16 protein-coding genes and 1 pseudogene are annotated in these 20,213 nt (G+C 70.8%); 11 read left to right on the top strand and 6 right to left on the bottom strand.

What is annotated here, in order from left to right:
* Nucleotides 1-120: 120 nt before the first annotated feature.
* From I2W78_RS39275 to I2W78_RS39265, 3 genes are all read right to left on the bottom strand, one after another.
* Complete coding sequence (locus I2W78_RS39275) at nt 121-1,593, bottom strand: MFS transporter (RefSeq protein WP_230887101.1); 1,473 nt, start codon at nt 1,591-1,593, stop codon at nt 121-123.
* A gap of 58 nt (nt 1,594-1,651) precedes the next feature.
* Complete coding sequence (locus I2W78_RS39270; protein WP_196465532.1) at nt 1,652-3,127, bottom strand: NAD-dependent succinate-semialdehyde dehydrogenase; 1,476 nt, start codon at nt 3,125-3,127, stop codon at nt 1,652-1,654.
* 141 nt (nt 3,128-3,268) lie between these two features.
* Nucleotides 3,269-4,051 carry an IclR family transcriptional regulator gene (locus tag I2W78_RS39265; RefSeq protein ID WP_196465598.1) on the bottom strand — a complete coding sequence of 261 codons (783 nt, stop codon included), beginning with the start codon at nt 4,049-4,051 and terminating at the stop codon, nt 3,269-3,271.
* A 217-nt stretch (nt 4,052-4,268) separates the two neighbouring features.
* Here I2W78_RS39265 and fae point away from each other — a divergent pair, with 217 nt between their 5' ends.
* The 5 genes from fae (at nt 4,269) to I2W78_RS39240 (ending at nt 9,669) form a co-directional block, all read left to right on the top strand.
* Complete coding sequence (gene fae / locus I2W78_RS39260; RefSeq protein ID WP_196465531.1) at nt 4,269-4,808, top strand: formaldehyde-activating enzyme; 540 nt, start codon at nt 4,269-4,271, stop codon at nt 4,806-4,808.
* Nucleotides 4,805-5,917, top strand: coding sequence for a mandelate racemase/muconate lactonizing enzyme family protein (locus tag I2W78_RS39255; protein ID WP_196465530.1), 1,113 nt, complete (start codon nt 4,805-4,807; stop codon nt 5,915-5,917). The genes fae and I2W78_RS39255 overlap by 4 nt, the downstream gene beginning before the upstream one ends.
* Entirely contained in the window at nt 5,914-7,434 is a 1,521-nt protein-coding gene (locus I2W78_RS39250) for an aldehyde dehydrogenase (RefSeq protein WP_196465529.1), read from the top strand. The genes I2W78_RS39255 and I2W78_RS39250 overlap by 4 nt, the downstream gene beginning before the upstream one ends.
* 50 nt (nt 7,435-7,484) lie before the next feature.
* Complete coding sequence (locus I2W78_RS39245) at nt 7,485-8,420, top strand: NAD(P)-dependent oxidoreductase (RefSeq protein WP_196465528.1); 936 nt, start codon at nt 7,485-7,487, stop codon at nt 8,418-8,420.
* 67 nt (nt 8,421-8,487) lie between these two features.
* Entirely contained in the window at nt 8,488-9,669 is a 1,182-nt protein-coding gene (locus tag I2W78_RS39240) for an iron-containing alcohol dehydrogenase family protein (protein WP_196465527.1), read from the top strand.
* Nucleotides 9,670-9,691: 22 nt separating this feature from the next.
* Here I2W78_RS39240 and I2W78_RS39235 read toward each other — a convergent pair whose 3' ends face one another.
* Nucleotides 9,692-10,270: a TetR/AcrR family transcriptional regulator gene (locus tag I2W78_RS39235; RefSeq protein WP_196465597.1), complete on the bottom strand. Its 579-nt coding sequence runs from the start codon at nt 10,268-10,270 to the stop codon at nt 9,692-9,694.
* Between the two features lie 67 nt (nt 10,271-10,337).
* Here I2W78_RS39235 and I2W78_RS39230 point away from each other — a divergent pair, with 67 nt between their 5' ends.
* The 6 genes and pseudogenes from I2W78_RS39230 (at nt 10,338) to I2W78_RS39205 (ending at nt 16,109) form a co-directional block, all read left to right on the top strand.
* Nucleotides 10,338-10,931 carry a dihydrofolate reductase family protein gene (locus I2W78_RS39230; RefSeq protein ID WP_196465526.1) on the top strand — a complete coding sequence of 198 codons (594 nt, stop codon included), beginning with the start codon at nt 10,338-10,340 and terminating at the stop codon, nt 10,929-10,931.
* A gap of 67 nt (nt 10,932-10,998) precedes the next feature.
* Nucleotides 10,999-11,414: pseudogene (locus tag I2W78_RS39225) on the top strand (dihydrofolate reductase family protein); the annotation flags it as partial.
* 549 nt (nt 11,415-11,963) lie between these two features.
* Nucleotides 11,964-12,944 (top strand): GNAT family N-acetyltransferase, encoded by a 981-nt coding sequence (locus I2W78_RS39220; RefSeq protein WP_196465525.1) that lies wholly within the window; start codon nt 11,964-11,966, stop codon nt 12,942-12,944.
* Nucleotides 12,941-14,281 (top strand): ABC transporter substrate-binding protein, encoded by a 1,341-nt coding sequence (locus I2W78_RS39215; RefSeq protein ID WP_196465524.1) that lies wholly within the window; start codon nt 12,941-12,943, stop codon nt 14,279-14,281. Before I2W78_RS39220 ends, I2W78_RS39215 begins: the two co-directional genes overlap by 4 nt.
* Nucleotides 14,275-15,243, top strand: a complete 969-nt coding sequence (locus tag I2W78_RS39210; protein WP_196465523.1) for a carbohydrate ABC transporter permease — start codon at nt 14,275-14,277, stop codon at nt 15,241-15,243. The genes I2W78_RS39215 and I2W78_RS39210 overlap by 7 nt, the downstream gene beginning before the upstream one ends.
* Complete coding sequence (locus tag I2W78_RS39205) at nt 15,240-16,109, top strand: carbohydrate ABC transporter permease (RefSeq protein ID WP_196465522.1); 870 nt, start codon at nt 15,240-15,242, stop codon at nt 16,107-16,109. Before I2W78_RS39210 ends, I2W78_RS39205 begins: the two co-directional genes overlap by 4 nt.
* Before the next feature lie 61 nt (nt 16,110-16,170).
* On the opposite strand, the gene I2W78_RS39200 is transcribed toward I2W78_RS39205, so the two are convergent.
* The gene (locus I2W78_RS39200) at nt 16,171-18,972 is read right to left on the bottom strand and encodes a glycoside hydrolase family 2 protein (protein WP_196465521.1); all 2,802 of its coding nucleotides are present in this window, start codon (nt 18,970-18,972) and stop codon (nt 16,171-16,173) included.
* A gap of 248 nt (nt 18,973-19,220) precedes the next feature.
* Nucleotides 19,221-20,198, bottom strand: coding sequence for a sugar kinase (locus I2W78_RS39195; protein ID WP_196465520.1), 978 nt, complete (start codon nt 20,196-20,198; stop codon nt 19,221-19,223).
* Between the last annotated feature and the right edge of the window lie 15 nt (nt 20,199-20,213).

The following is a 20,213-nucleotide window of genomic DNA, read 5'->3' as shown; positions in this document are numbered from 1 at the left end:
AGCGGTGCTCTTGTGCAGAGTTATTGCGTGGTTCGTATCGAAGATTGCGCAACTCTGCGAGATATTTGCACACTGGCGGCATCGAGCTTATTTGTCAAGGCCCTGTCAAAAATGCGCGGGTCAGCAAGGGTGCCGCGGCACCGATCGAATGGCATCGACGTCCCGGAGGGCCCGTCGGATGTGCCCCCGGTGACCGGGGGCACACGACTCCTTCACCAGGGCCCGGTCAGGCGGTGTCCTCGCGGGCCGCGCGGGCGGCGCGCGCCAGGTCCAGGTTCGTGGTCTCCGGGGCCAGGAACTGCGACACCAGTCCCCGAGGGCGAGTACACCGGCGCCGATGAGGAGGACGAACTGCGCCCCGTAGCGGTCGAGGCCCATCGGCAGCAGGAAGGTGCCGATGGCGGCACCGACCCGGCTCATCGCGGTCGCGAAGCCGACGCCCGTGGTGCGCAGGGAGGTCGGGAAGACCTCCAGCGGATAGATCGCGGTCAGCGCGCTGGAGGCGGCGTTGAGGAAGATGAAGAAGAGGAAGCCGCAGACGATGACCGGCGTGGACGTGGGGAAGACGGCGACCAGTGCCAGGCACCCGGCCGTGATCCAGAACGGCGGGATCAGCAGCCTGCGGCGGCCGATGCGGTCGACGACCAGACAGCCCACCGTCACGCCGGCCACGGCGGTGAAGGAGTAGACGAGCAGCGCCGCGACCGCGTTGTCGCCCATGTTCAGGGCCTCGAAGACCTGGGTCCAGAAGGTGCCGATCGCGAAGTACGGCAGCACCAGCGCGGCCCAGAAGACGCTGGCGAACACCGTGCTGCGCAGGTGACGGCGGCCGAACAGGGCCCGGAATCCCTCGCGTTGGCTCTGGCTGCGCTCGTCCAGTTCGGCCGTGACGTCGACTTCGATGCCGTACTTGTCGATCAGGGCCTCGGCCTCCTCGCGGCGTCCCTTGCTCAGCAGCCAGCGCGCCGACTCGGGGATGCCGCCGCGCAGGGACACGCAGACCACCGCGATGACGGCGCTGCTGGCCAGGGACCAGCGCCAGCCGCCCTCGACGTCGGCGAACAGGGCACCTACGACGGTGGCCAGCGCGTAGCCGACGTACCAGCTGATCTCCAGGCTGGCCAGCAGCCGACCGCGGCCGTGCCGGGGCGCGTACTCCGACAGCAGCGGTGCGCCGATGGCGTACTCGCCGCCGATCGCGACGCCCATCAGCAGGCGGATGAGGAAGAGTTGCAGCCCGTCGGTGACGAAGAACTGCAGGATCGAACCGATCAGGAAGATCATCATGTCGACGAGGAACACCGGGCGCCGCCCGAACCGGTCGGCGAGCCGGCCGAAGAGCGGACCGCCGATGAAGATACCGATCAGCGGCGAGGCGCCGACCAGGCCCTCCATGAGGGTGGACAGGTGCAGGTCGGTGGTGAGCGCGGCCATCGCCATGCCGATGCCGCCGATGATGTAGCCGTCGATGCCCTGCCCGATCTGCGTGGCGAACTTCAGCTTGGTGTGCAGACGGCGGCGCTCGCGCTCGGTGGTGGCGGAGGTCGGCGGGGTGGCGGGCTGATTGTGCTCGGTCGCAGGCGTCATTGCCATGAGCGGTCCTTGTCTTTCTGTCTCCGGGCAGGGGCTTGCGCGGGACGTGTGAAGGGGATCAAGCAGGCCAGTCGAGGGCGATGTACTGCGTCTCCAAGAACGCCTCGATGCCCTCGCGCCCGCCCTCCCGGCCGAGGCCGGACTGCTTGACGCCGCCGAACGGCGCGGCGGGGTCGGAGAGCAGACCCCGGTTCAGGCCGACCATGCCGGCCTCCAGGCGTTCGGCGATGCGCAGGGCACGGGCGACGTCGCGGGAGTAGACGTACGAGGCCAGGCCGTGGACGGCGGCGTTGGCGCGGGCCAGCATCTCGTCCTCGTCGGTGAAGGTGGTCACCGGCGCGACGGGGCCGAAGACCTCCTCGTGCAGAATGCGGGCGTCGTCCGGGACTCCGGTGAGGACGGTCGCCGGGTGAAAGTGGCCAGGGCCGTCGGGAACGGTCCCCTGTGCGGCGACGCGGGCGCCGCGGGCGAGTGCGTCGTCGACGAGGGAGCGGATCTTGTCGACGGCCGCGCGGTTGATCATCGGGCCGAGGGTGACGCCGTCCGCCAGGCCGGGTCCGGTGCGTACGGCGGCCATGGCGGCGCCGAACTTCTCGGTGAACTCGTCGGCGACCGAGGCGTGCACGTAGAACCGGTTGGCGGCGATGCAGACCTCGCCGCCGCCGCGCATCTTGGCGTCCATCGCACCGCGCACGGCCGCGTCGACGTCGGCGTCCGCGCAGACGACGAACGGCGCGTTCCCGCCGAGCTCCATGGTCACGTTGACCACGTTCGCGGCGGCCTGTTCCAGGAGCAGCCGACCGGTGGCCGTGGAGCCGGTGAAGGAGAACTTGCGGACCCGCTCGTCGCCGAGCCAGGCCGAGACGACCTCGGGGGCGCGGTCGGTGGGCAGGACGTTCAGCAGTCCGTCGGGCAGTCCGGCCTCGGTGAGCAGCGCCGCCACGGCGAGGGCGGTGAGCGGGGTCTCCGGGGCGGGTTTGAGCAGCACCGGGCAGCCGGCGGCCAGCGCGGGCGCGATCTTGCGGGTGGCCATGGCGGCCGGGAAGTTCCAGGGCGTGACGAAGGCGGTGACACCGACGGGGTGTTTGCGTACGACGTGGCGGAAGCCGCCGCCGGGCGCGTCACCGAAGGCGGAGCCGACGCGTACGGCCTCCTCGGCGAACCAGCGGAAGAACTCGGCCGCGTAGCCGACCTCCGCCGCCGCGTCGCGGTAGGCCTTGCCGTTCTCCAGCACGATGAGACGGGCGAGGGTGTCGGTGTGCTCGATCATCAGCCGGAACGCCTCGTGCAGGATCTCCGAGCGACGGCGGGGCGGGGTGGCGCGCCAGCCGGCGGCCGCCGAGTGGGCCGCGTCGAGCGCCGCGCGGGCGTCGTCCGGACCCGCCGCGGACACCTCACGGACCAGGGTCGCGGTGGCCGGATCGGCCACGGGGTAGGTGCGTCCGTCGGCGGCCGTGAGCCAGCGGCCGCCGATGAACACATCGCCGTCGGCGAGCGGGGCCTTGGCGAGGGTGTCGATGCCGACGAGGTTCATGAGCTGCTCTTTTCTCCGTTCCCGGACGGTGGCTTGTCCGGTGCGCGGCGAATTTACGAGCGCGTCCCACGACCGACAAGGCCACTTCCCCGGATCGCAACGGGGGTTGCTCTCAGGGCAACTCGGCGATCACCGCGGCGGTCAGGGCGTCCGGGTCCGCCGGGGCTCCCATCCCAGCAGCGTCGACACGCGCAGCGCCGCCCTGGCCGTCGTACGTCCCGCCACCTCCAGGCGGTCGCCGAGCCGGGACTTGGGCGCGGAGATGTTGAGGGCGGCGACCACCCGCCCCCGGAAGTCACGCACGGGCGCCGACACACCGACCAGCCCGGCCTCGAACTCTTCGCTGACCCGGGCGTAGCCCAGCCGCTTCGCCTCCTGGATCAGCGCCCACAGTTCCTGCACGGGCATCTCGCCGGTGGTGCCGAAGCGGACGTACAGCTCGTCGGGTGTGGCGTCGGCCAGCAGGACCCGGCCGGCCGAGGTCTGCCAGGCGGGCACCCCGCGCCCCTCCCAGCCGTGGACGCGGAAGGAGTGCCCGGAGACCGACAGCAGGGTGAGGACGTCGCGGTCGCTGAGCACGCACAGGTGGCTGGTCTCCTCCACGTCGGCCGACAGCGCGTGCATGACCGGCTCGGCGACCCGTACCAGGCGGCTCTGTGAGGTGCGGGCCACCAGGGAGAACAGCCGCCAGCCCAGCCGGTACTCCAGCGTGTCCGGGTCGCGTTCCACGATCCCCTCGACCGAGAGGGCCTTCAGGGCCCGCGAGACCTGGGTCTTCTCGCGGCCCACCAGCTGTGCCAGGCGTACCACGCCGAGGCCTCCCGCGTGCTGCGCCTCGTCCGAGGCGAGCGCCTCCAGCAGGTCGATGTCACGCCGCAGCCCATGACCGCGAGGGGGTGTGGAGTCGTCCGTCACGGGCGCCATCGTAGGCATGGCCGGAGGTGGAGGAACCCCCAGGTCAGGCATGGAGTTGTCAGGAGAGCAACCGGCGTTTCGATTCCCCTCGGCGCCTTGCGAGGGGGTGGCCGCCGACCTAGATTCGCCGCATCGGGCCGGATGAACTGCGCCGATTGCGAGGTTCATCCCCTGCACACCGTGCGTGCACCCGTTGAATCCCGCTTCCCGAGGTCCAGGAGCCGCGATGCCCTCCCCCTTTGCCCCGGCCGCGCTCATCGGCGAATCCTTCGTCGGTGCGGGCGCCAACGCCGCGCACACCAACGTCGTGATCGGCCGCAAGGGCGGTCCGGTCGAGACGGCCTGGGCGACCGCGCTGGCCACGCCGAGCGCCGGGCACGTGCCGTTCATGACGGTCCTGCGGCCCTCGGTGCCGGTGCGGCCGCTGACGCTGTTCGTGAACAAGGCGGCGGCGGAAGGCGAGCTGCACCAGCGTGCCACTTGGGGTTCCGCGCAGGCGGGCCTGGCGCAGGGGGTCGCGGACGCCGTCTCGGACGGCCTCGTCCCCGCCGCGGAGGCCGACGACGTGCTGATCATCGCCGCTGTGTGGGTCGACCCGGCGGTCGACGACCTCGACGCCTCCTTCCGCAACCAGCGCGCCGCCGCCTACGGCGCGGTCCGGGCCGCCGTCACGGCCACACCCACCGTCCAGGACGTGCTGGCGGCGGCCGAGCACGGACCGGCGAATCCCTTCTACACGCCCACCGCCGAGGTACTCGCCCGATGAAGATCACCGACATCACGCTGGACCGCCTCCGCCTGGAGCTCGACCCGCCGTTCCGGGCCGCCTGGGATCCCGAGCCGCGCCGCCACTTCGACGCGACGATCGTGCGTGTCCACACCGACGAGGGGATCACCGGCATCGGCTCCGGCGACCTCATGGACGGCTTCGAGACCTACAAACACCTGTTCGTCGGCGAGGACCCACTTGCGATCACCCGGCATGTGAAGGCGATCGAGACCGCCAACTTCCACGGCGCCCGCTACTGGCCCCTGGAGGCGGCCCTGTGGGACGTCATCGGCCAGGTGCACGGCCGCCCGGTCGCCGAACTGTTCGGCAACGCGGCGAAGAAGCTGCCCGCCTACGCCTCCTCCGGTGAGCTGAAGTCCCCCGAGGAGCGGGTGGCTACGGCGCTGAAGGTGCGCGAGGCCGGTTTCCGGGCGCTGAAGATCCGTATCGACCGGGACCGGGTCGACGAGGGGGTCGCCGCCGTGCGGGCCGTGCGCGCGGAGCTGGGGGACGACTTTCAGATCATGGTCGATCTCAACCAGTCCTGGCGCATGGCGGGCGACACCGCCAACGCCTCCGACCTCGCCAAGACCCGCGCGATCATCGCCCGGCTCGCCGAGCTGGACGTGTTCTGGGTCGAGGAGCCGCTGCCGTACGCCGACCTGGACGGCTTCAAGCGGCTGCGTGCCGAGAACCCCGGTGTGCGCATCGCGGCCGGCGAGATGCACCCCTCCCTCACCGAGCTGCTGCGCTACCTCGAAGAGGACGCGCTCGACATCTACCAGATGGACGTGGTGCTCGCGATCGGCATGCACCGGGCCCGCACACTCGCCGAACTGGCCCAGCTGAAGCACCGTCAGTTCACCCCGCACAGCTGGACGAACGGCATCGGCGTGCTCGCCAACCTGCATGTCGCGGCGGGCGTCGGCGGCGGACCCTACTTCGAGTTCCCCTACGATCCGCCCGGCTGGACTCCCGAGCGCCGCGACTTCATGCTCGCCGAGCCGGTGCGGGTCGACGCCGACGGCTGTCTCGAAGTGCCGGACCGGCCCGGGCTCGGCGTCGAGCTGGACGAGGACGCGATCGAACGCTGGAGGATCAAGTGACGTACACCATCGAGGAACTGTTGAGCCGCTCCTACGACGAGTGGCGTGCCGCGGCGGACAAACTCGCCTTCGAGACCCGCCCGTTCATCGACGGCACCTTCACCGACGCCACCTCCGGCGACACCTTCCCGAGCGTCTCGCCGCGCGACGGCTCAGTGCTGTGCGAGGTGCGGGCGTCGTCCGCCGGGGACGTCGACCGGGCCGTACGGTCGGCGCGTACCGCCTTCGAGGACGGCCGCTGGCGTGATCTCGCGCCCAAGGAGCGCAAGCGGATTCTGCTGCGCTGGGCGGAGCTGATCCGTGCGAACGCCGAGGAGCTGGCGCTGCTCGACACGCTGGAGATGGGCAAGCCCATCACCGAGTCGCTGCGCGTCGACGTGGCCAAGACCGCCGAGACGATCGCCTGGTACGCGGAGGCCGTCGACAAGACGTACGACGAGATCGCGCCCACGCCGGGCGACGCGCTCGCGTTGATCACCCGCGAGCCGCTCGGAGTCGTCGGCGCGGTCGTGCCGTGGAACTACGCCCTGCTGATCGCGAGTTGGAAGCTGGGCCCGGCGCTCGCCACCGGTAACAGCGTCGTGCTGAAGCCCGCCGAACAGACCTCGCTCGCCGCACTGCGGCTGGCCGCGCTCGCCACCGAGGCGGGGCTGCCCGACGGCGTCCTCAACGTCGTCCCCGGCCGGGGCGAGATCGCCGGGCAGGCGCTCGGGCGGCACCCCGACGTCGACAAGATCGCCTTCACCGGCTCGGCGGAGGTGGCCCGTCTCTTCCAGGTGTACGCCGGCGAGTCCAACGGGAAGCAGGTCGCTGTCGAGGCCGGCGGCAAGTCGCCGCAGCTGGTCCTCGCCGACGCCGACATCGAGGCCGCCGCCTCGGCCGTGGCGTGGGGCATCTTCTACAACGCCGGACAGACCTGCAACGCGGGATCGAGGGTCGTTGTGCACGAGTCCGTCAAGGGCGAACTGCTCGACGCCGTACGCCGGATCACCGCCGACACCTTCCGCGTCGGCGACCCGCTCGACCCGGCCACCGTGATGGGTCCGATCGTCGACGAGGCCCAACTCACCAAGGTCCTCGGCTACGTCGAGCGCGGCACGCGGGACGGGGCGAGGGTGCTGATGGGCGGTGGCCGGACCCTCACCGAGACCGGCGGCAGTTTCGTCGCGCCCACGGTGCTCGACGGGGTCGACAACACCTCCGTGGTCGGTCAGGAGGAGATCTTCGGTCCGGTCCTCGCCGTGGTGTCGTACGACGGTGACGTCGACGAGGGCGTACGGATCGCGAACCAGACCGACTTCGGGCTTGTCGCCTCCGTCTGGACACGGGACGTGACGATGGCCCATCGCACGGCCCGGCGGCTGCGCGCGGGCACCGTCTGGATCAACACCTTCGACGCCAGTGACGTCATCACGCCCTTCGGCGGCTTCAAGGCGACGGGCGCGGGCCGCGACAAGTCCCTGCACGCGCTGGACGCGTACACGGCACTCAAGACCACCTGGATCAACCTCGCCTGACGCAGGCGCCCTTCGACCCCTTTCTCTTCTCAACAGCAGCGAGGACACCAATGAGGATCGGTTTCATCGGCCTGGGCAACATGGGACGGCACATGGCCCGCCACCTGATCCACGCCGGACATCTGGTCACCGTGCACGACGCCCGGCCCGAGGCAGCCGTCGAGCATCTCGCGTTCGGCGCCCGCTGGGCCGACACGCCGGCGGACTGCGCCCGGGACGCGGAGTTCCTGATCACGATGCTGCCCACCCCGCGAGTCGTCGAGGAGGTGCTGCTGCGGGGCGGAGCGGCCGAGGCGCTGCCGCAGGGCGCGCTGTGGATCGACATGTCGACGTCGACGCCCGCCACCGCCGACCGCGTGAGCGCCGAAGTGCTGGACGCGCGGGGGGTGCGCCGTCTCGACGCGCCGGTCAGCGGGATGGCCCGGGGCGCCGAGGCCGGGGCTCTGCAGATCTTCGTCGGTGGCGCGGACGACGATTTCCGTATCGCGCTGCCCGCCTTCGAGGCCATGGGCGACCCGGACCGCATCCTTCACGTCGGCCCGCTCGGCGCCGGCTACACGGTCAAGCTGATGATCAACCTGTTGTGGTTCAGCCACCTGGTCGCCACGTCCGAGGTGCTCGCGATGGGCGTCAAGGCAGGCGTCGACCTGGGCGTGCTGCGCAGCTCCCTGCTGGCCAGCCCGGCCGCGTCGAACTTTCTGCAGCACGACATCATGTGCGTGCTCGCCGACGGCGACTACGACGACTCGTTCGCCATGGCCCTCGCCTGCAAGGACCTCGGTCTGGCCGTCGACCTCGGCCGCGATCTGGGCGTGTCCACCGAGCTGTCGGCGCTGGTCGAGCAGATCTACCGGCGTTCGAAGGCGCAGCACGGCGATCTCGCGGGCGAGATGAGTCCGGTACGCCTCTACGAGTCCCTCGCGGGGCGTGAGTTCCGGCTGCCGAACCCGGCCGTCTCCCTGGACGGCGTGCCCGTCACGCTCTGAAGCCCCGTACGACACCTCCCGGAGCCGTCCCACATCCCGGAGCCGTCCCACATCCTGGAGCCGTCCCATGAACACCCCTCCCCAGCGCGCGGACCTCGCCCCACTGAGCGTCGACACCGTCTGCCGTGTCGAGTTCGGCGCCGGCCGCGTCGACCTGCTCCCCGAGCTGCTCGCGACGACCGGCCACCACCGTGCCTTCGTCGTCACCGATCGGGGACTGCGTGCGGCAGGCGTCGCGGAACGCGTCCTGAAGATCCTGGACGCCGCGGACGTCGAGCACGCCGTCTACGACGAGGTGGCGCCCAACCCGTCCACGGGCAACGTCGACGCGGGCGCCGCGCGGGCCCGCGCCTTCGGTCCGGCCGCGGTCGTCGCACTGGGCGGCGGCTCGGTGCTGGACGCGGCCAAGGGCATCGCCCTGCTCGTCGGCAACCCCGACGCGGTGGCGGCCGACGCCGACACCCTGTGGGAGGCCGCCGACGGTCTTCCCCTGATCGCGATCCCGACCACCTCGGGCACCGGCGCCGAGACGAACGGCTTCGGCGTCATCGAGGACACCGCCGCCTGCCGCAAGGTGTACATGGGCCACCCGTCCGTCAGGCCCCGGGTGGCCCTGCTCGACCCGGAGTTGACGCTCGGCCTGCCCGCCCCCGCCACCGCGGCCACCGGCATCGACGCGCTCGTCCACGGCATCGAGTCACTGGCCTCGCGCGGCGCGAACCCCTTCTCCGTCGCGTACGCCACCCAGGCCGTGACCATGGTCAGCCGGGCGCTGCCCGCCGCCCACCGGGACGGCTCGGACCTCGACGCCCGCGCCGAACTGATGATGGGTGCCCATCTCGCGGGCCAGGCCCTGACCCTCTCCGGCCTCGGCCTCGTGCACGGCATCGGCCATGCCCTCACCGCCCACACCGGCACGGCGCACGGCGTCGCCCTGGCCGCCGTACTGGAGGAGGTCATGGAATTCACCGCTCAAGCGGCCCGGCCCGCGTACGAGCAGGTGGCCCGGGCGATGCGCCTGAGCGAGCCGCCGGACGGCGACTGGGCCGGGGCGGCCGTGGAGGCCGTGCGGGAGATCTCCGCCGGCCTGGACATCAAGCGGCCCCTGCGCGCCCTGGGCGCCGACCGCGCCATGCTCCCGTCCATCGCGGCGGGCGCGGTGGCGGACGCGGTGACGAAGAACGCGCCGCGGTTGCCGAGTGAGCCGGAGGTGCTGGACATCCTGATGCGGGTGTACCAGGGCTCCTGACGGGTCACCCGGGGGACAGCCCTCACTCTGCCGCCACGATGCGCTCGACCGCAGCCGTCACCAGTTCTTCGCGCTCTGCCTCCGTGAAGACATCCGGCAGGGTGAGTTGCTCGACGATCAGCCAGTTCAAAGCCAGTATGAGCAGTTTGACGGCCGTGGCGTCGCCGGGAAGGCCCGAGGCCTCGTGATACGCGACGTTCGCATCGACGTCGGCCCGAACCCGCTCGGTGAGGACCTTGCGCAGTTCGGGGCGGCGGGTGGCCTCGAGGCGGAGTTCGAGCAGTGCGAGGTAGCCGGTGCGGAAGGAGGCGACACGGTTGACCAGTTCCCGCATCAGTTCCTTGTACGTTTCCCGGTCTCGGCCGGCCGTCTGCTGCCGGGCGATCGTCGCCTCGTCGGGCTGGAGCCGCTCGTAGACACGGGCGCCGGCGTGGGTGAGTAGGTCGTCGCGGCTGGTGAAGTAGTTGGACGCGGTGCCGGTGGGGACGGCGGCCTCGGTGTCCACCGCCCGGAACGTCAGGCCCCGTGCGCCTTCCCTTGCGAGCACCTCGATCGCGGCGTCCACGAGAGCGGCGCGCCGCTGGTCGTTCCGTCTCACCATTGACACCACTCCAACCGTAGTACTAACTTCAAACCACTTCAGCCAGAGTACTACGTGTGGAGTTGTGATGCGAAAGCTCGTGTACTACTTCGGTGTCACGCTGGACGGCCGCATCGCGGGCCCCGGCGGCGAGTACGACTTCTTTCCCACCGGCGACGAACAGCAGACCGCCTCCTACTCGGCCTGGACCAACGCCCTGTACCCCGAGACCGTCCCGACCGCGCTACGCGCCGCCACCGGCCTCACCGACGCGCCCAACCGGCGCTTCGACACAGTCCTCATGGGCCTGGGCGCCTATCGTCCGGCCCTCGACGCAGGGATCACCAGCCCCTACGCGCACCTGCGCCAGTACGTGGTGTCCAGCACCCTAAAGCCCGACGTCGACCCGGCCGTCACCGTCGTCCCGGGCGATCCGGTCGGCCTCGTCCGCGAGCTCAAGCGGGAAGAGGGTACCGGCCCGGACATCTGGCTCTGCGGCGGCGGCCGGCTCGCGGGTGCCCTCCTGCCCGAGCTCGACGAAATGGTGGTCAAGAACTACCCGGTGGTCGCCGGCGCCGGGATCCCGGCTTTCGACGGCGCCTTCGACCCCACCGCCTTCGACGTCGCCGAGCGCACCGCCTTCCCCAACGGCGTCACCCTCACCCGTCTTACCCGCCGCTGAGCCGCGGGACGTCGTTCCGACAACTATTGAGGGTCCAGAACTTCAACGTCTCGACTGGCGGAATCGGGGCCGCAACAAGTTCGGGCCCCAGCGGGGCCCTGGCACGACTACCAGTGGCGCGGCTGGTGGGGCGACGAGCCCCCGTTCGGCACCCCGGTGTTCGTCATGACCCACCACAAGCGCCCGTCGTTCACGCTCTCCGGCACCACGTTCCACTTCGTCGACGGCGACCCGGCCACGGTCCTCGAGCAGGCGCGGAAAGCGGCGCAGGGCAAGGACGTCCGACTCGGCGGCGGGGTTACCACCATCCGGCAGTTCCTCGACGCCGACCTCGTCGACACCCCGCATGTAGCGGTCTCGCCGCTGAAGCTCGGGTCCGGACTGCGGCTCCGGGACTCCCCCGACGAGCTGCTCGACCGGTTCCACCTGGAAGTCGTGCCCAGCCCGAGCGGTGTGACACACCACCTGTTCTGGCGAATGTGACCGGCCCTCAGGGCAGCCCGGCCAGCTGTCTGCCCGCCGGGGGCTGCCCTGAGATGGACCGCGGAGACGCACTACGGGCGAGCAGAGCCGGCTCCGCAACCGCGGCGTCCGCAACGCCGACCAGCTTGCTGCCGGGCCGCCTCGGAAGCGTCCCGGCCGTCCTCGGCACGACCCGGTGGTAAGTAATTGCTTAATTACGGGACATACCAGTAAATTTCGCGCCGTAGCTTCGAGATGTCACCGGCAGACGGGGCAAAGGATGAGCACAAACGACCGCGTCGCAGTGACAACCGGGATCGCGCGACCGCACGCCTCGCCCGGACGCGCTTGGCCAGGCCAACTCGGGCCGATGACCAACCACCCGGGCGTTCTGCCCTGAGACCTGCTGCCGCACCGCGCGACCTCCTGCTGTGCCCCTGACGGAAGCGGCGCCCTCATGAACCGAACCCCGATCGCCGTGGCTCAGCGCATCCCATGCCAGACCGCAGCACTTGCGCAGGCGAAGCGCGACGCCGTCCCTGACCGGCGTATGGAAGGACAACCTCGCCGATGACCGATCGCACGACGACATCCCGGGCCGACATCCGCGGCTTTCGCGCGGGCGACGGACCACAGGTGGTGGAGGTGTGGCGGCGCAGTGCGCCGGCCGACCCCGTCACCGCGGACCGCTTCCGCTCCCTGGTGCTGCTCGACGCCAACTTCGATCCGGAGGGTCTTCGGGTCGCCGTCGAGGGGGACTGTGTCGTCGGTGCGGCCTACGCGGTGCGCCGTCTGACGCCGATGACCGGCACCGACCTGGAGCCGGAGCAGGGCTGGATCCCGTTCTTCTTCGTCGACCCGGCCGCCCGCGGGCGCGGTCTCGGCCGCCGGCTGCTGGCCGACGCCCTCGACTGGCTGCACGGCCACGGCCGCACCCGGGTGGACTTCTCCTCGTACACCCCGAACTACGTCCTGCCCGGCCTGGACGCCGGGACGTACCCGGAAGCGGCCCGGCTCCTGGAGTCCGTGGGCTTTCGCACGCTGTACGAGGCGGAGGCCATGGATCGTGGCCTGGTGGGCTATCGGTTCCCGCAGGACGTCGCGCGCCGCGTGGAGGAACTGACGGCGCGGGGCTACCGGTTCGCCACCCCGTCCGACGACGACCTGGTGGATCTGTTCGCGCTCGCCGGGAGCCACTTCGGTCCGGACTGGGCGTGCACGATCCGGGCATGTCTGGCCACGGGCACGCCGCTCGACCGGATCGTCGTCGTCCGGGACCCTTCGGGCCGCATGGTCGGCTGGGCGATGCACGGCGCGTTCGACGCGGTGGACGAGCGGTTCGGTCCGATCGGCGTGCTGGAGGAGATGCGCGGCCTCGGGCTCGGCGAGGTCCTGTTGCACCTCGTCCTTCAGAGGATGCGGGCGCGCCGCGCGCACTCCGCGTGGTTCCTGTGGACCGGCGCGCAGTCCCCGGCGGGCCACATGTACCGCAAGACCGGCTTCACCACGACCCGCGTGTTCCGCGTGATGCGCCGGGAAGTCGCCGGATGACGCCGGCACACCGCACCAGCGGCCTGAGCCGCCGTCACTTCGCGCTTGGCCTCCCCTCGGCGCTGCTCACCTCCGGATGCGCCGCGCCGCATCAGGGCACCGGGCGGCCCGGGGACCCGATCGTCCTCACCCTGCTCTCCCACTACGCGAGCGGGGTCCTCAAGGAGGCCCTACAGGCCCCGGTCGACGAGTGGAACGACAGCCACGACCGGGTCAAAGTGCGGACCAAGGCCGTCGAGTTCACCGACCTGCTGACCACGTTCATGGTCCGGCAGGCCGCGGGCCAGGGCGCCGACATCCTCCACCCGTACTGCTTGTGGAACGGCCAGCTGGTGCAGGCCGGCGTTCTGCGGCCCGCTCCGCGGGAGCACGCCGAGGAGATCACCCGCGGCTACAGCGAAGCCGCGGTCGACGCCGCCTCGGTGGGCGGCAAGGTCTACGGCTACCCCACCGAGGTGCAGACGTACGCCCTCTACTACAACAAGCGGCTGCTGCGCGAAGCCGGTATCGACGGCCCGCCACGCACCTGGCGGGAGCTGGAGGAGACCGCCTACCGCACCGCCAGGCGTGACCGATACGGCAACACACTGGTCCAGGGCTTCGGGCTGTCGACCGCCGACGACTCCACCACCGTCGGACAGACACTCGCCCTGCTCAACGCCGCCGGCGGCAGGTTCGTCTCCGAGGACGGCAGGAGCACCACCATCGACTCACCGGCCGGACGAGCCGTGTTCGAGCTGGAGCACCGCCTCGTCGACAGAGGTGCGAGCGCCCCCGGCGTCAACGTCTACAAGGCGTTCCGGTCCGGGCAGGTGGCCATGGTGGTCAGCGGCGGCTGGTGGACAGGGAGCCTGAAGGCCCTGATGGGCAAGGACTACCGCGACGTCGGCGTCGCGCCGCTGCCCCTCCCCGAGGCGGACGGCAAGCGCGCCACGCTCTCCACCGGCTTCATGCTGGGGGTCAACGCGGCCAGCAAGCACCCGCGCGCGGCCTGGGAGTTCCTGCGCTGGCTCAACGCCGAGAAAGTGATCGTCAAAAGGGCCATGAAGGGCGGGACAGCGACCCGGATGAGTTCCCTACAGGTCTCGGCCGGGTCCCTCACCGGCCGCGCCGACGACATGCGCACGCTCCTGGGCTCGCACAGCGACGCGAACCTGGGCCCCTTCCTGGACGCGCTGGCGTACTCGGTGCCGGAACCGAACGTGCCCGGCGCACAGCAGGCCAAATCGCTGCTGCGCAAGAACATCGAGGCGCTCTGGACCGGCCAGCAGTCGGTCGACCAGGCACTGCGCACGACCCGCCGCCAGGTCGATCGAGAGGTGGCGCGCTCATGGTGAACGTAGACGCGCTGACACCGGCTACGACCGAGCGGGCGGCACCGGGCACGCGCTCCGCCGGGACCGCCGTCGACGGCCGCGCCCGGGCCCGGCGCCGCCAGGCCGTCGTCGCCTATCTCTTCCTGGCGCCGTCGTTGCTGTTCTTCGCCGTCTTCCTGATCCTGCCGCTCGGTTTCGCGCTGCTGCTGTCGATGTCCCGCTGGGCAGGGTTCGACCTCGGCGGCATCCAACCGGTCGGCCTGGACAACTTCACGGGCCTGTTCGCGGACGGATCGACGTTCCTGGCGCCGATCCTCACCAACACGCTGCTGTTCGCCCTGGGCACCGTGGTCCTCGCGCTCGCCGGCTCCGTGGTGGTCACCACCTGCATCGACAACCTGCGGTTCCAGGGGCTGTGGCGCACCCTGTACTTCCTGCCGATCGTGACGACCGTCGTCGCCGTCGGCAACGTGTGGAAGTACATGTACGAGCCGGGCGGCCTCGTCAACGGCGTCCTCAACGCCCTCGGATTCGCCTCGGTGGCCTTCCTCCAGGACCCGGCCACCGCGCTGCCCTCGGTCGTGGTCGTCCATGCCTGGGCCTCGGTCGGCTCGGCGATCCTCGTGCTGACCGCCGGGCTTAAGTCCATTCCCGAGTCGTACTACGAGGCCGCGGCGCTCGACGGCGCCGGGCCGGTCACCGTCTTCTGGAAGATCACACTGCCGCTGCTGCGGCCGTCCCTGCTGCTCGTGTGCGTCACCCAGCTCATCAGCGGCCTGCAGTCGTTCGCGCTGATCATCGTGATGACCAAGGGCGGGCCGGGTGACGCGACCAACGTGGCTGCCCTGGAGATGTACCGGCAGGCCTTCTCGTACGGCCACTGGGGCCCTGCGAGCGCCGCCGCCTTCGTCCTGTTCGTGGTGGTCCTCGTGATCACGCTGGTGCAGTTGTGGATCTTCCGGCGCAAGGGGGAGGACGCATGATCCGCCGCCGTTTCCCGTGGTGGTCGTATCTGGTGGTCGTGACCGGCGCCGTGCTCACGGTGGTGCCGTTCCTCGACATGGTGATGACGTCGTTCAAGGGGGCCGGTGAGGCCGGCACGCTGCCGTACCGGTTCCTGCCCGAGGCGTTCGACCTCTCGAACTACCGGGCGGCGATCGACCAGCTGGATCTGCCGGTGCTCTTCCGCAACAGCGTCATCGCAACCGCCGTGATCACCGGGTCGGTGCTGCTGACGTCGTCGCTCGCCGGCTACGCGCTCGCCAAACTCCGCTTCCCCGGACGGAACTTGATCTTCCGGCTCGTGCTGTCGACGATGATGTTCCCCCCGTTCCTCTTCTTCATCCCGCACTTCCTGATCCTGGTGCACTGGCCACTGGCGGGCGGCAACGACCTGTTCGGGCGCGGCGGTGCGGGCCTGACGGTCAGCATCGCGGCGCTCGCCATGCCGTTCCTCGTCAACGGCTTCGGAATCTTCCTGATGCGCCAGTTCATGGTCTCGATCCCGGACGAGGTCCTGGAGGCCGCGCGCATCGACGGTGCCGGCGAGTTCGCCGTGTGGTGGCGGATCGTCGTGCCGCAGACCAGGCCGGTCGTGCTGACGCTCGGTCTGCTGACCTTCGTCCACGCCTGGAACGAGTACATCTGGGCGCTGCTCATCTCGACCGCCAACCCGGACGTGATGACCCTGCCCGTCGGCATCCAGTTCCTTCAGGACTACGTGGACCCCACCCGCACGATGCCGATCGTCATGGCCGGTCTCGTCCTGAGCGTCCTGCCGGTCCTGATCCCCTTCCTGCTGCTGCAGAAGTACTACATCCGCGGCGTGATGCTCAGCGGCCTCAAGTGAGCGAGTTGCTCGACGAGTCGGCACGGCCTCCCGAGGCTGACTGGTGTGTGATGCCGCATCGTCAGCTGGACGGGACGGTGACGGCCCGGGCGTTCCATCCGGAGACACGTACGCGTGGGGTGTGGTTCGGGTCGACTGTCCTGTGGGAGGCCACCAGAGTCGACGATTCGCCCGGCCACAGGCTGATCTGGTTGTCGCTCCAGCGGACGGGCAGCATGGGGGTCGTCCCGTCCGCGGAGACCAGGTCGACGTCGGCGAGCAGAACGGGGGCGTTCGTGGTGCCCGGGTGGCGCAGGGTCACGGTCGTCGTCGATGTACCGGCCCTGGTCGCCTTCGTTGTGGCCGTCACGTCCAAGGCGACCTGCGGCATCGAGTTCAGTCCCGTCAGGTCGGCGTAGGAGGTGGTGGGGGTGTAGTACCAGTCGGTCTTCGCGTAGTCGAGGACGTCGTTGCGGGTGGAGAGCCAGTAGACGTTGCGGCCCAGTTCCCGGCCGGTGGTGTCGGTGAGCAGCAGCCGGGCCAGGTATGTCCGGCCCAGGCCGGGGACCGTGGCGGGGAGGGTCAGCGAGGTGGTGGTCACGCCGCGGGCTTCGACGTCGACACCGGTCACCGTGCGGTCGTACTTCTTGGTCCCGTCGGTGTTGAAGAGCGTGACCCGGGCGTTCAACCCGGAGGCGGCCGTGGGGCGGTTGTTGACGATGCTCACAGAGCGGTTGTCGTAGCCGTACTGGATGTGGAGGGGCTCGTTGGCCTTCTTCGCGCCGAAGTAGGCCCCGTTCTGATCGAGGTAGCGGTCGATGAGCTGCCAGTGGAGGGAGGTCCAGCCGCTGTTGAGCATCCAGTAGATGAAGCCGGTCGCGGGCCTGGTCTTGTCCTTGGCGTTGCGGGAGTACGCCTCGAACTGCGCCCGGACGTTCTCGTACTGGGCGAGCTGGGCCTTGCGCACGTAGTCGCCGAGGTCGGTCGGGCGTCCGTAGCGGCCGGCGAGCGCGGCGTTGTACAGCTTGAGCGTCGAGAACGTGGATGAGGGAGAGCGGTGGTACTGGGGAGCGGAGGGCTGCTTCCAGAGAGTCTCCAGCTCGGCCGGGGTCATCATCCGCCGCAGTGTGTCGAGGGTGGGGATGCTGGGGCCGGCGCTGGTCTCGGAGTTGAAGCCGGTGGCTCCTCCTTCACGCTTGTCGTACCAGTAGCCGGGCGGCACCCAGTCGTAGGGGCCGGTCATCCGCATCCCGGAGCGGCCGATGACGGGGGTCGACTTCCCGGAGGCGGAAGGGATCACGGGCACCTTCCAGTCGGCCGCCTGCAGCGCTTTGAGGTATCCCGACTCGATCTTGGCGTTGGGCGCCGCGTCGCTGCCGATCAGGAACGAGATCACGCTGGGGTGGTGGCGCAGCCGGGCCGCCTCGGCGGCCATCGACGCCTGGGCGACCGCGTGGTCGGCCGCGTCCCACTTCTCCCCGGACTCCGCCGGGTTGACCTCACCTTCCCATTTGTTGCAGCACTCCCAGCCGGCGATCGTGAGGATTCCGTACCGGTCGGCGAGGTCGAAGAACTCGTCGGGCTCGAGGTGGCCTTCCAGGCGCAGTGTGTTCAGGCCCAGGTCACGGACGTAGCGCATGCGGTCCTCGGCGTAGACGGGGTCCCAGCGCAGGAACTCGTCGGGGGACCAGCCCGCGCCCTTGATCAGCAGCGGACGGCCGTTGATCCGGTACTGGCGCGCACCGTCGGCATTGATCGGTGCCTGCACGTCACGGATGCCGAAGGCGGTGTGTGCGGTGTCGGAGGTGACCCCGTCGACCGTAACGGCCAGGTCGAGGTCGTACAGGGGCTGCTCGCCCATCCCGGCGGGCCACCATACGCGTGGCGAAGGCACATGGAGGTCGGCGTGGTCGGCCGGGGAGAAGACCACGGTCCGGCTCTCGCCGGGCGCCAGCCTCACCTGTCGGCCGAGGGCTGCGGGTCCGGCGGTGCCGGAGAGGCGCGCCGTGACGGTGTCGGGTGAGTCGTTGCGCAGGCGGGCCTTGACGGTCAGGTCGGCGGAGGCCAGCGACGGCACGGCCAGGTCGGTGACGACGTGGGCGTCGCGGAGGACCACCGGGCCGCCGCGGCGGACGACGACGTCGCGGAGGATGCCCATGTTCCGGTCCGGTGGCGGCTGCAGCCAGTCGAGCCAGCCCACGGTGAGGTGCTTGCGCGGGTCGTTGGGCTGGACGCGGAAGGCGACCGTGTTGGTGCCCGGCCGGATCAGAGCAGTGATGTCCAGCTCGTGGTGGGTGTAGGTGCCCGCCACCTTCTTCGCCGTCGAGACCTGCCGGCCGTTGACGAAGACATCGGCGGCAGAGGTCACCCCGCTGAAGTCGAGATACGTACGACCTGCCCGGCTGTCGTCGACCGAGAAGTCGGACCGGTACCACCACGGGACCGTGAACTCGGCGGCGGGGATCAGCTTCTGGTTGGTGGAGTGGAACGGGTCGGGGTAGACGCCGGCCGCCAGCAGGGCGGCGAGGACGGTGGAGCGAGGGCCGGCCTGGTACCAGCCCTTCGTCGGATAGCCGGGGTGGGACACCTCGGCCGCCGGGTCCTTCACGCGGGCGGTCGACTGGATCATGAACCCGGCCAGGGCCGTGCCGGAGTCATGGCCGACGGTGGCCGCGGCGGCGGCCTGCGGACCGGTCGCCGCCCGGCCGGTGAAGCCGACCGGGGTGAGGGCGGGGGCCAGGAAGGCAAGCAGGCCGAGGAGGGCGGAGACGACGACTGCCCGGCCGGGTACCCGGGCCCGGCGGCGTGACGGGCCGCCGACCGGGGTGGACGGGAAGGGGTAACCACGGCGGCACGGCGACACCCGGCCCAGCTGTTGAGGCATGCCGTTCAGCATGGTGCCGAAGCTTTGACAGCCGACGCTCCACATGCCGCGCGTCGCCCGATCGCAGCAACCGGGGAGCGCGGGGAGGAGTAATTCCAAGACCCTCGGGTGTTGCCGCAACCCGGATGACGGCTCCTGCACGCCGTCGAAAGGGGGCCGCTTGGGCCGCCTCCGGTACGGCTTGGAGTCCGAGCTCGGCGTCGACGCGCGGAAGGAACCGCAGTCACCGCCGTCGGCTCGGCGGGGATTCAGTCGATGTCGGCCGCGCGCCATGTCTCGTCGTCGGCGGCGAGCAGCGTGGCGATGACGTCGGGGGCGAGCAGGGGGCCGTGGTCACCGGCGACCCGGAGGGCCGAAGCCGCGGTCAGGTGGCCCAGCCGCAGGGCCCGTTCCACGGGAAGGTCCCGCAGCAGGCCGGTGAGGAATCCGGCGGCGAAGGCGTCGCCGGCGCCGACCGGTTCGGCCACGCGGACGGCGAGGGCCGGCACGCTGTGGGCGTCCGCCCCGACGAATGCGGTGGCCGCACGGGCACCGTCCTTGACGACGAGCACATGGGGACCCGGCAGGAGATCGCGGACCGCGCGGGCGCCGGTCAGGGCCTCTCCCCACAGGGCCTGGGCCTCGTCGAGGCCGACCAGCACGATGTCGGCCCGGTCGGCGAGCGGCCGCAGGACGTCGGCGGCGGAGCGGCCGGTCCACAGCGCGGGGCGGTGGTTGACGTCGAAGCTGACGGGCCACGGGCGGGCGGGGCGCAGCGCCCGTTCGACGAGGGCGTGGCAGCCGGGCGACAGGGCGGGGGTGATGCCGCTGAGGTGGAGCAGCGCGGCGCCGCTCACGGCCGGGTCGTCGAGCAGGTCGGGGGTGAGGGCCGAGGCGGCGGATCCTCGGCGGTGGTAGTGCACGCGGGTGCCGCGCTCGCCCGGGTCCTTGAGGAGCAGCCCGGTGGGACGGTCCGGGTCGGTTCGGACACCGCTGACGTCGACGCCGCCCGCGGCGATCCGCGCGCGGACGCGCCGTCCGAAGGGGTCGTCGCCGACCGCGGAGACCCATCGGGCGGGGATGCCGTGGTCGGCGAGGTAGAGGGCGACATTCGACTCGGCGCCCGCGATGTCGACGCGCAGCAACTCGGCATCGTCCAGCGGCCCGAGGGGGTCGGGCGCGAGGGCGGCCATGGTCTCGCCGACGCAGACCACGGGGCCGGGGCGCAGCGGCCGGGGGGTGTTCATGGTGGGTTCCTAGGG

Origin of the sequence: Streptomyces spinoverrucosus (assembly GCF_015712165.1) — a bacterium.
GTDB lineage: Bacteria > Actinomycetota > Actinomycetes > Streptomycetales > Streptomycetaceae > Streptomyces > Streptomyces spinoverrucosus_A.
The sequence above is the reverse complement of the archived record's forward strand: the minus strand, read 5'-3'. Positions and strand labels throughout refer to the sequence as shown.

Coding starts and splice junctions, on each gene's coding strand:
- I2W78_RS39275 (WP_230887101.1), bottom strand. CDS start 1,593: ATGGCAATGACGCCTGCGACCGAGCACAATCAGCCCGCCACCCCGCCG.
- I2W78_RS39270 (WP_196465532.1), bottom strand. CDS start 3,127: ATGAACCTCGTCGGCATCGACACCCTCGCCAAGGCCCCGCTCGCCGAC.
- I2W78_RS39265 (WP_196465598.1), bottom strand. CDS start 4,051: ATGGCGCCCGTGACGGACGACTCCACACCCCCTCGCGGTCATGGGCTG.
- fae (WP_196465531.1), top strand. CDS start 4,269: ATGCCCTCCCCCTTTGCCCCGGCCGCGCTCATCGGCGAATCCTTCGTC.
- I2W78_RS39255 (WP_196465530.1), top strand. CDS start 4,805: ATGAAGATCACCGACATCACGCTGGACCGCCTCCGCCTGGAGCTCGAC.
- I2W78_RS39245 (WP_196465528.1), top strand. CDS start 7,485: ATGAGGATCGGTTTCATCGGCCTGGGCAACATGGGACGGCACATGGCC.
- I2W78_RS39240 (WP_196465527.1), top strand. CDS start 8,488: ATGAACACCCCTCCCCAGCGCGCGGACCTCGCCCCACTGAGCGTCGAC.
- I2W78_RS39235 (WP_196465597.1), bottom strand. CDS start 10,270: ATGGTGAGACGGAACGACCAGCGGCGCGCCGCTCTCGTGGACGCCGCG.
- I2W78_RS39230 (WP_196465526.1), top strand. CDS start 10,338: ATGCGAAAGCTCGTGTACTACTTCGGTGTCACGCTGGACGGCCGCATC.
- I2W78_RS39220 (WP_196465525.1), top strand. CDS start 11,964: ATGACCGATCGCACGACGACATCCCGGGCCGACATCCGCGGCTTTCGC.
- I2W78_RS39215 (WP_196465524.1), top strand. CDS start 12,941: ATGACGCCGGCACACCGCACCAGCGGCCTGAGCCGCCGTCACTTCGCG.
- I2W78_RS39210 (WP_196465523.1), top strand. CDS start 14,275: ATGGTGAACGTAGACGCGCTGACACCGGCTACGACCGAGCGGGCGGCA.
- I2W78_RS39205 (WP_196465522.1), top strand. CDS start 15,240: ATGATCCGCCGCCGTTTCCCGTGGTGGTCGTATCTGGTGGTCGTGACC.
- I2W78_RS39200 (WP_196465521.1), bottom strand. CDS start 18,972: ATGCCTCAACAGCTGGGCCGGGTGTCGCCGTGCCGCCGTGGTTACCCC.
- I2W78_RS39195 (WP_196465520.1), bottom strand. CDS start 20,198: ATGAACACCCCCCGGCCGCTGCGCCCCGGCCCCGTGGTCTGCGTCGGC.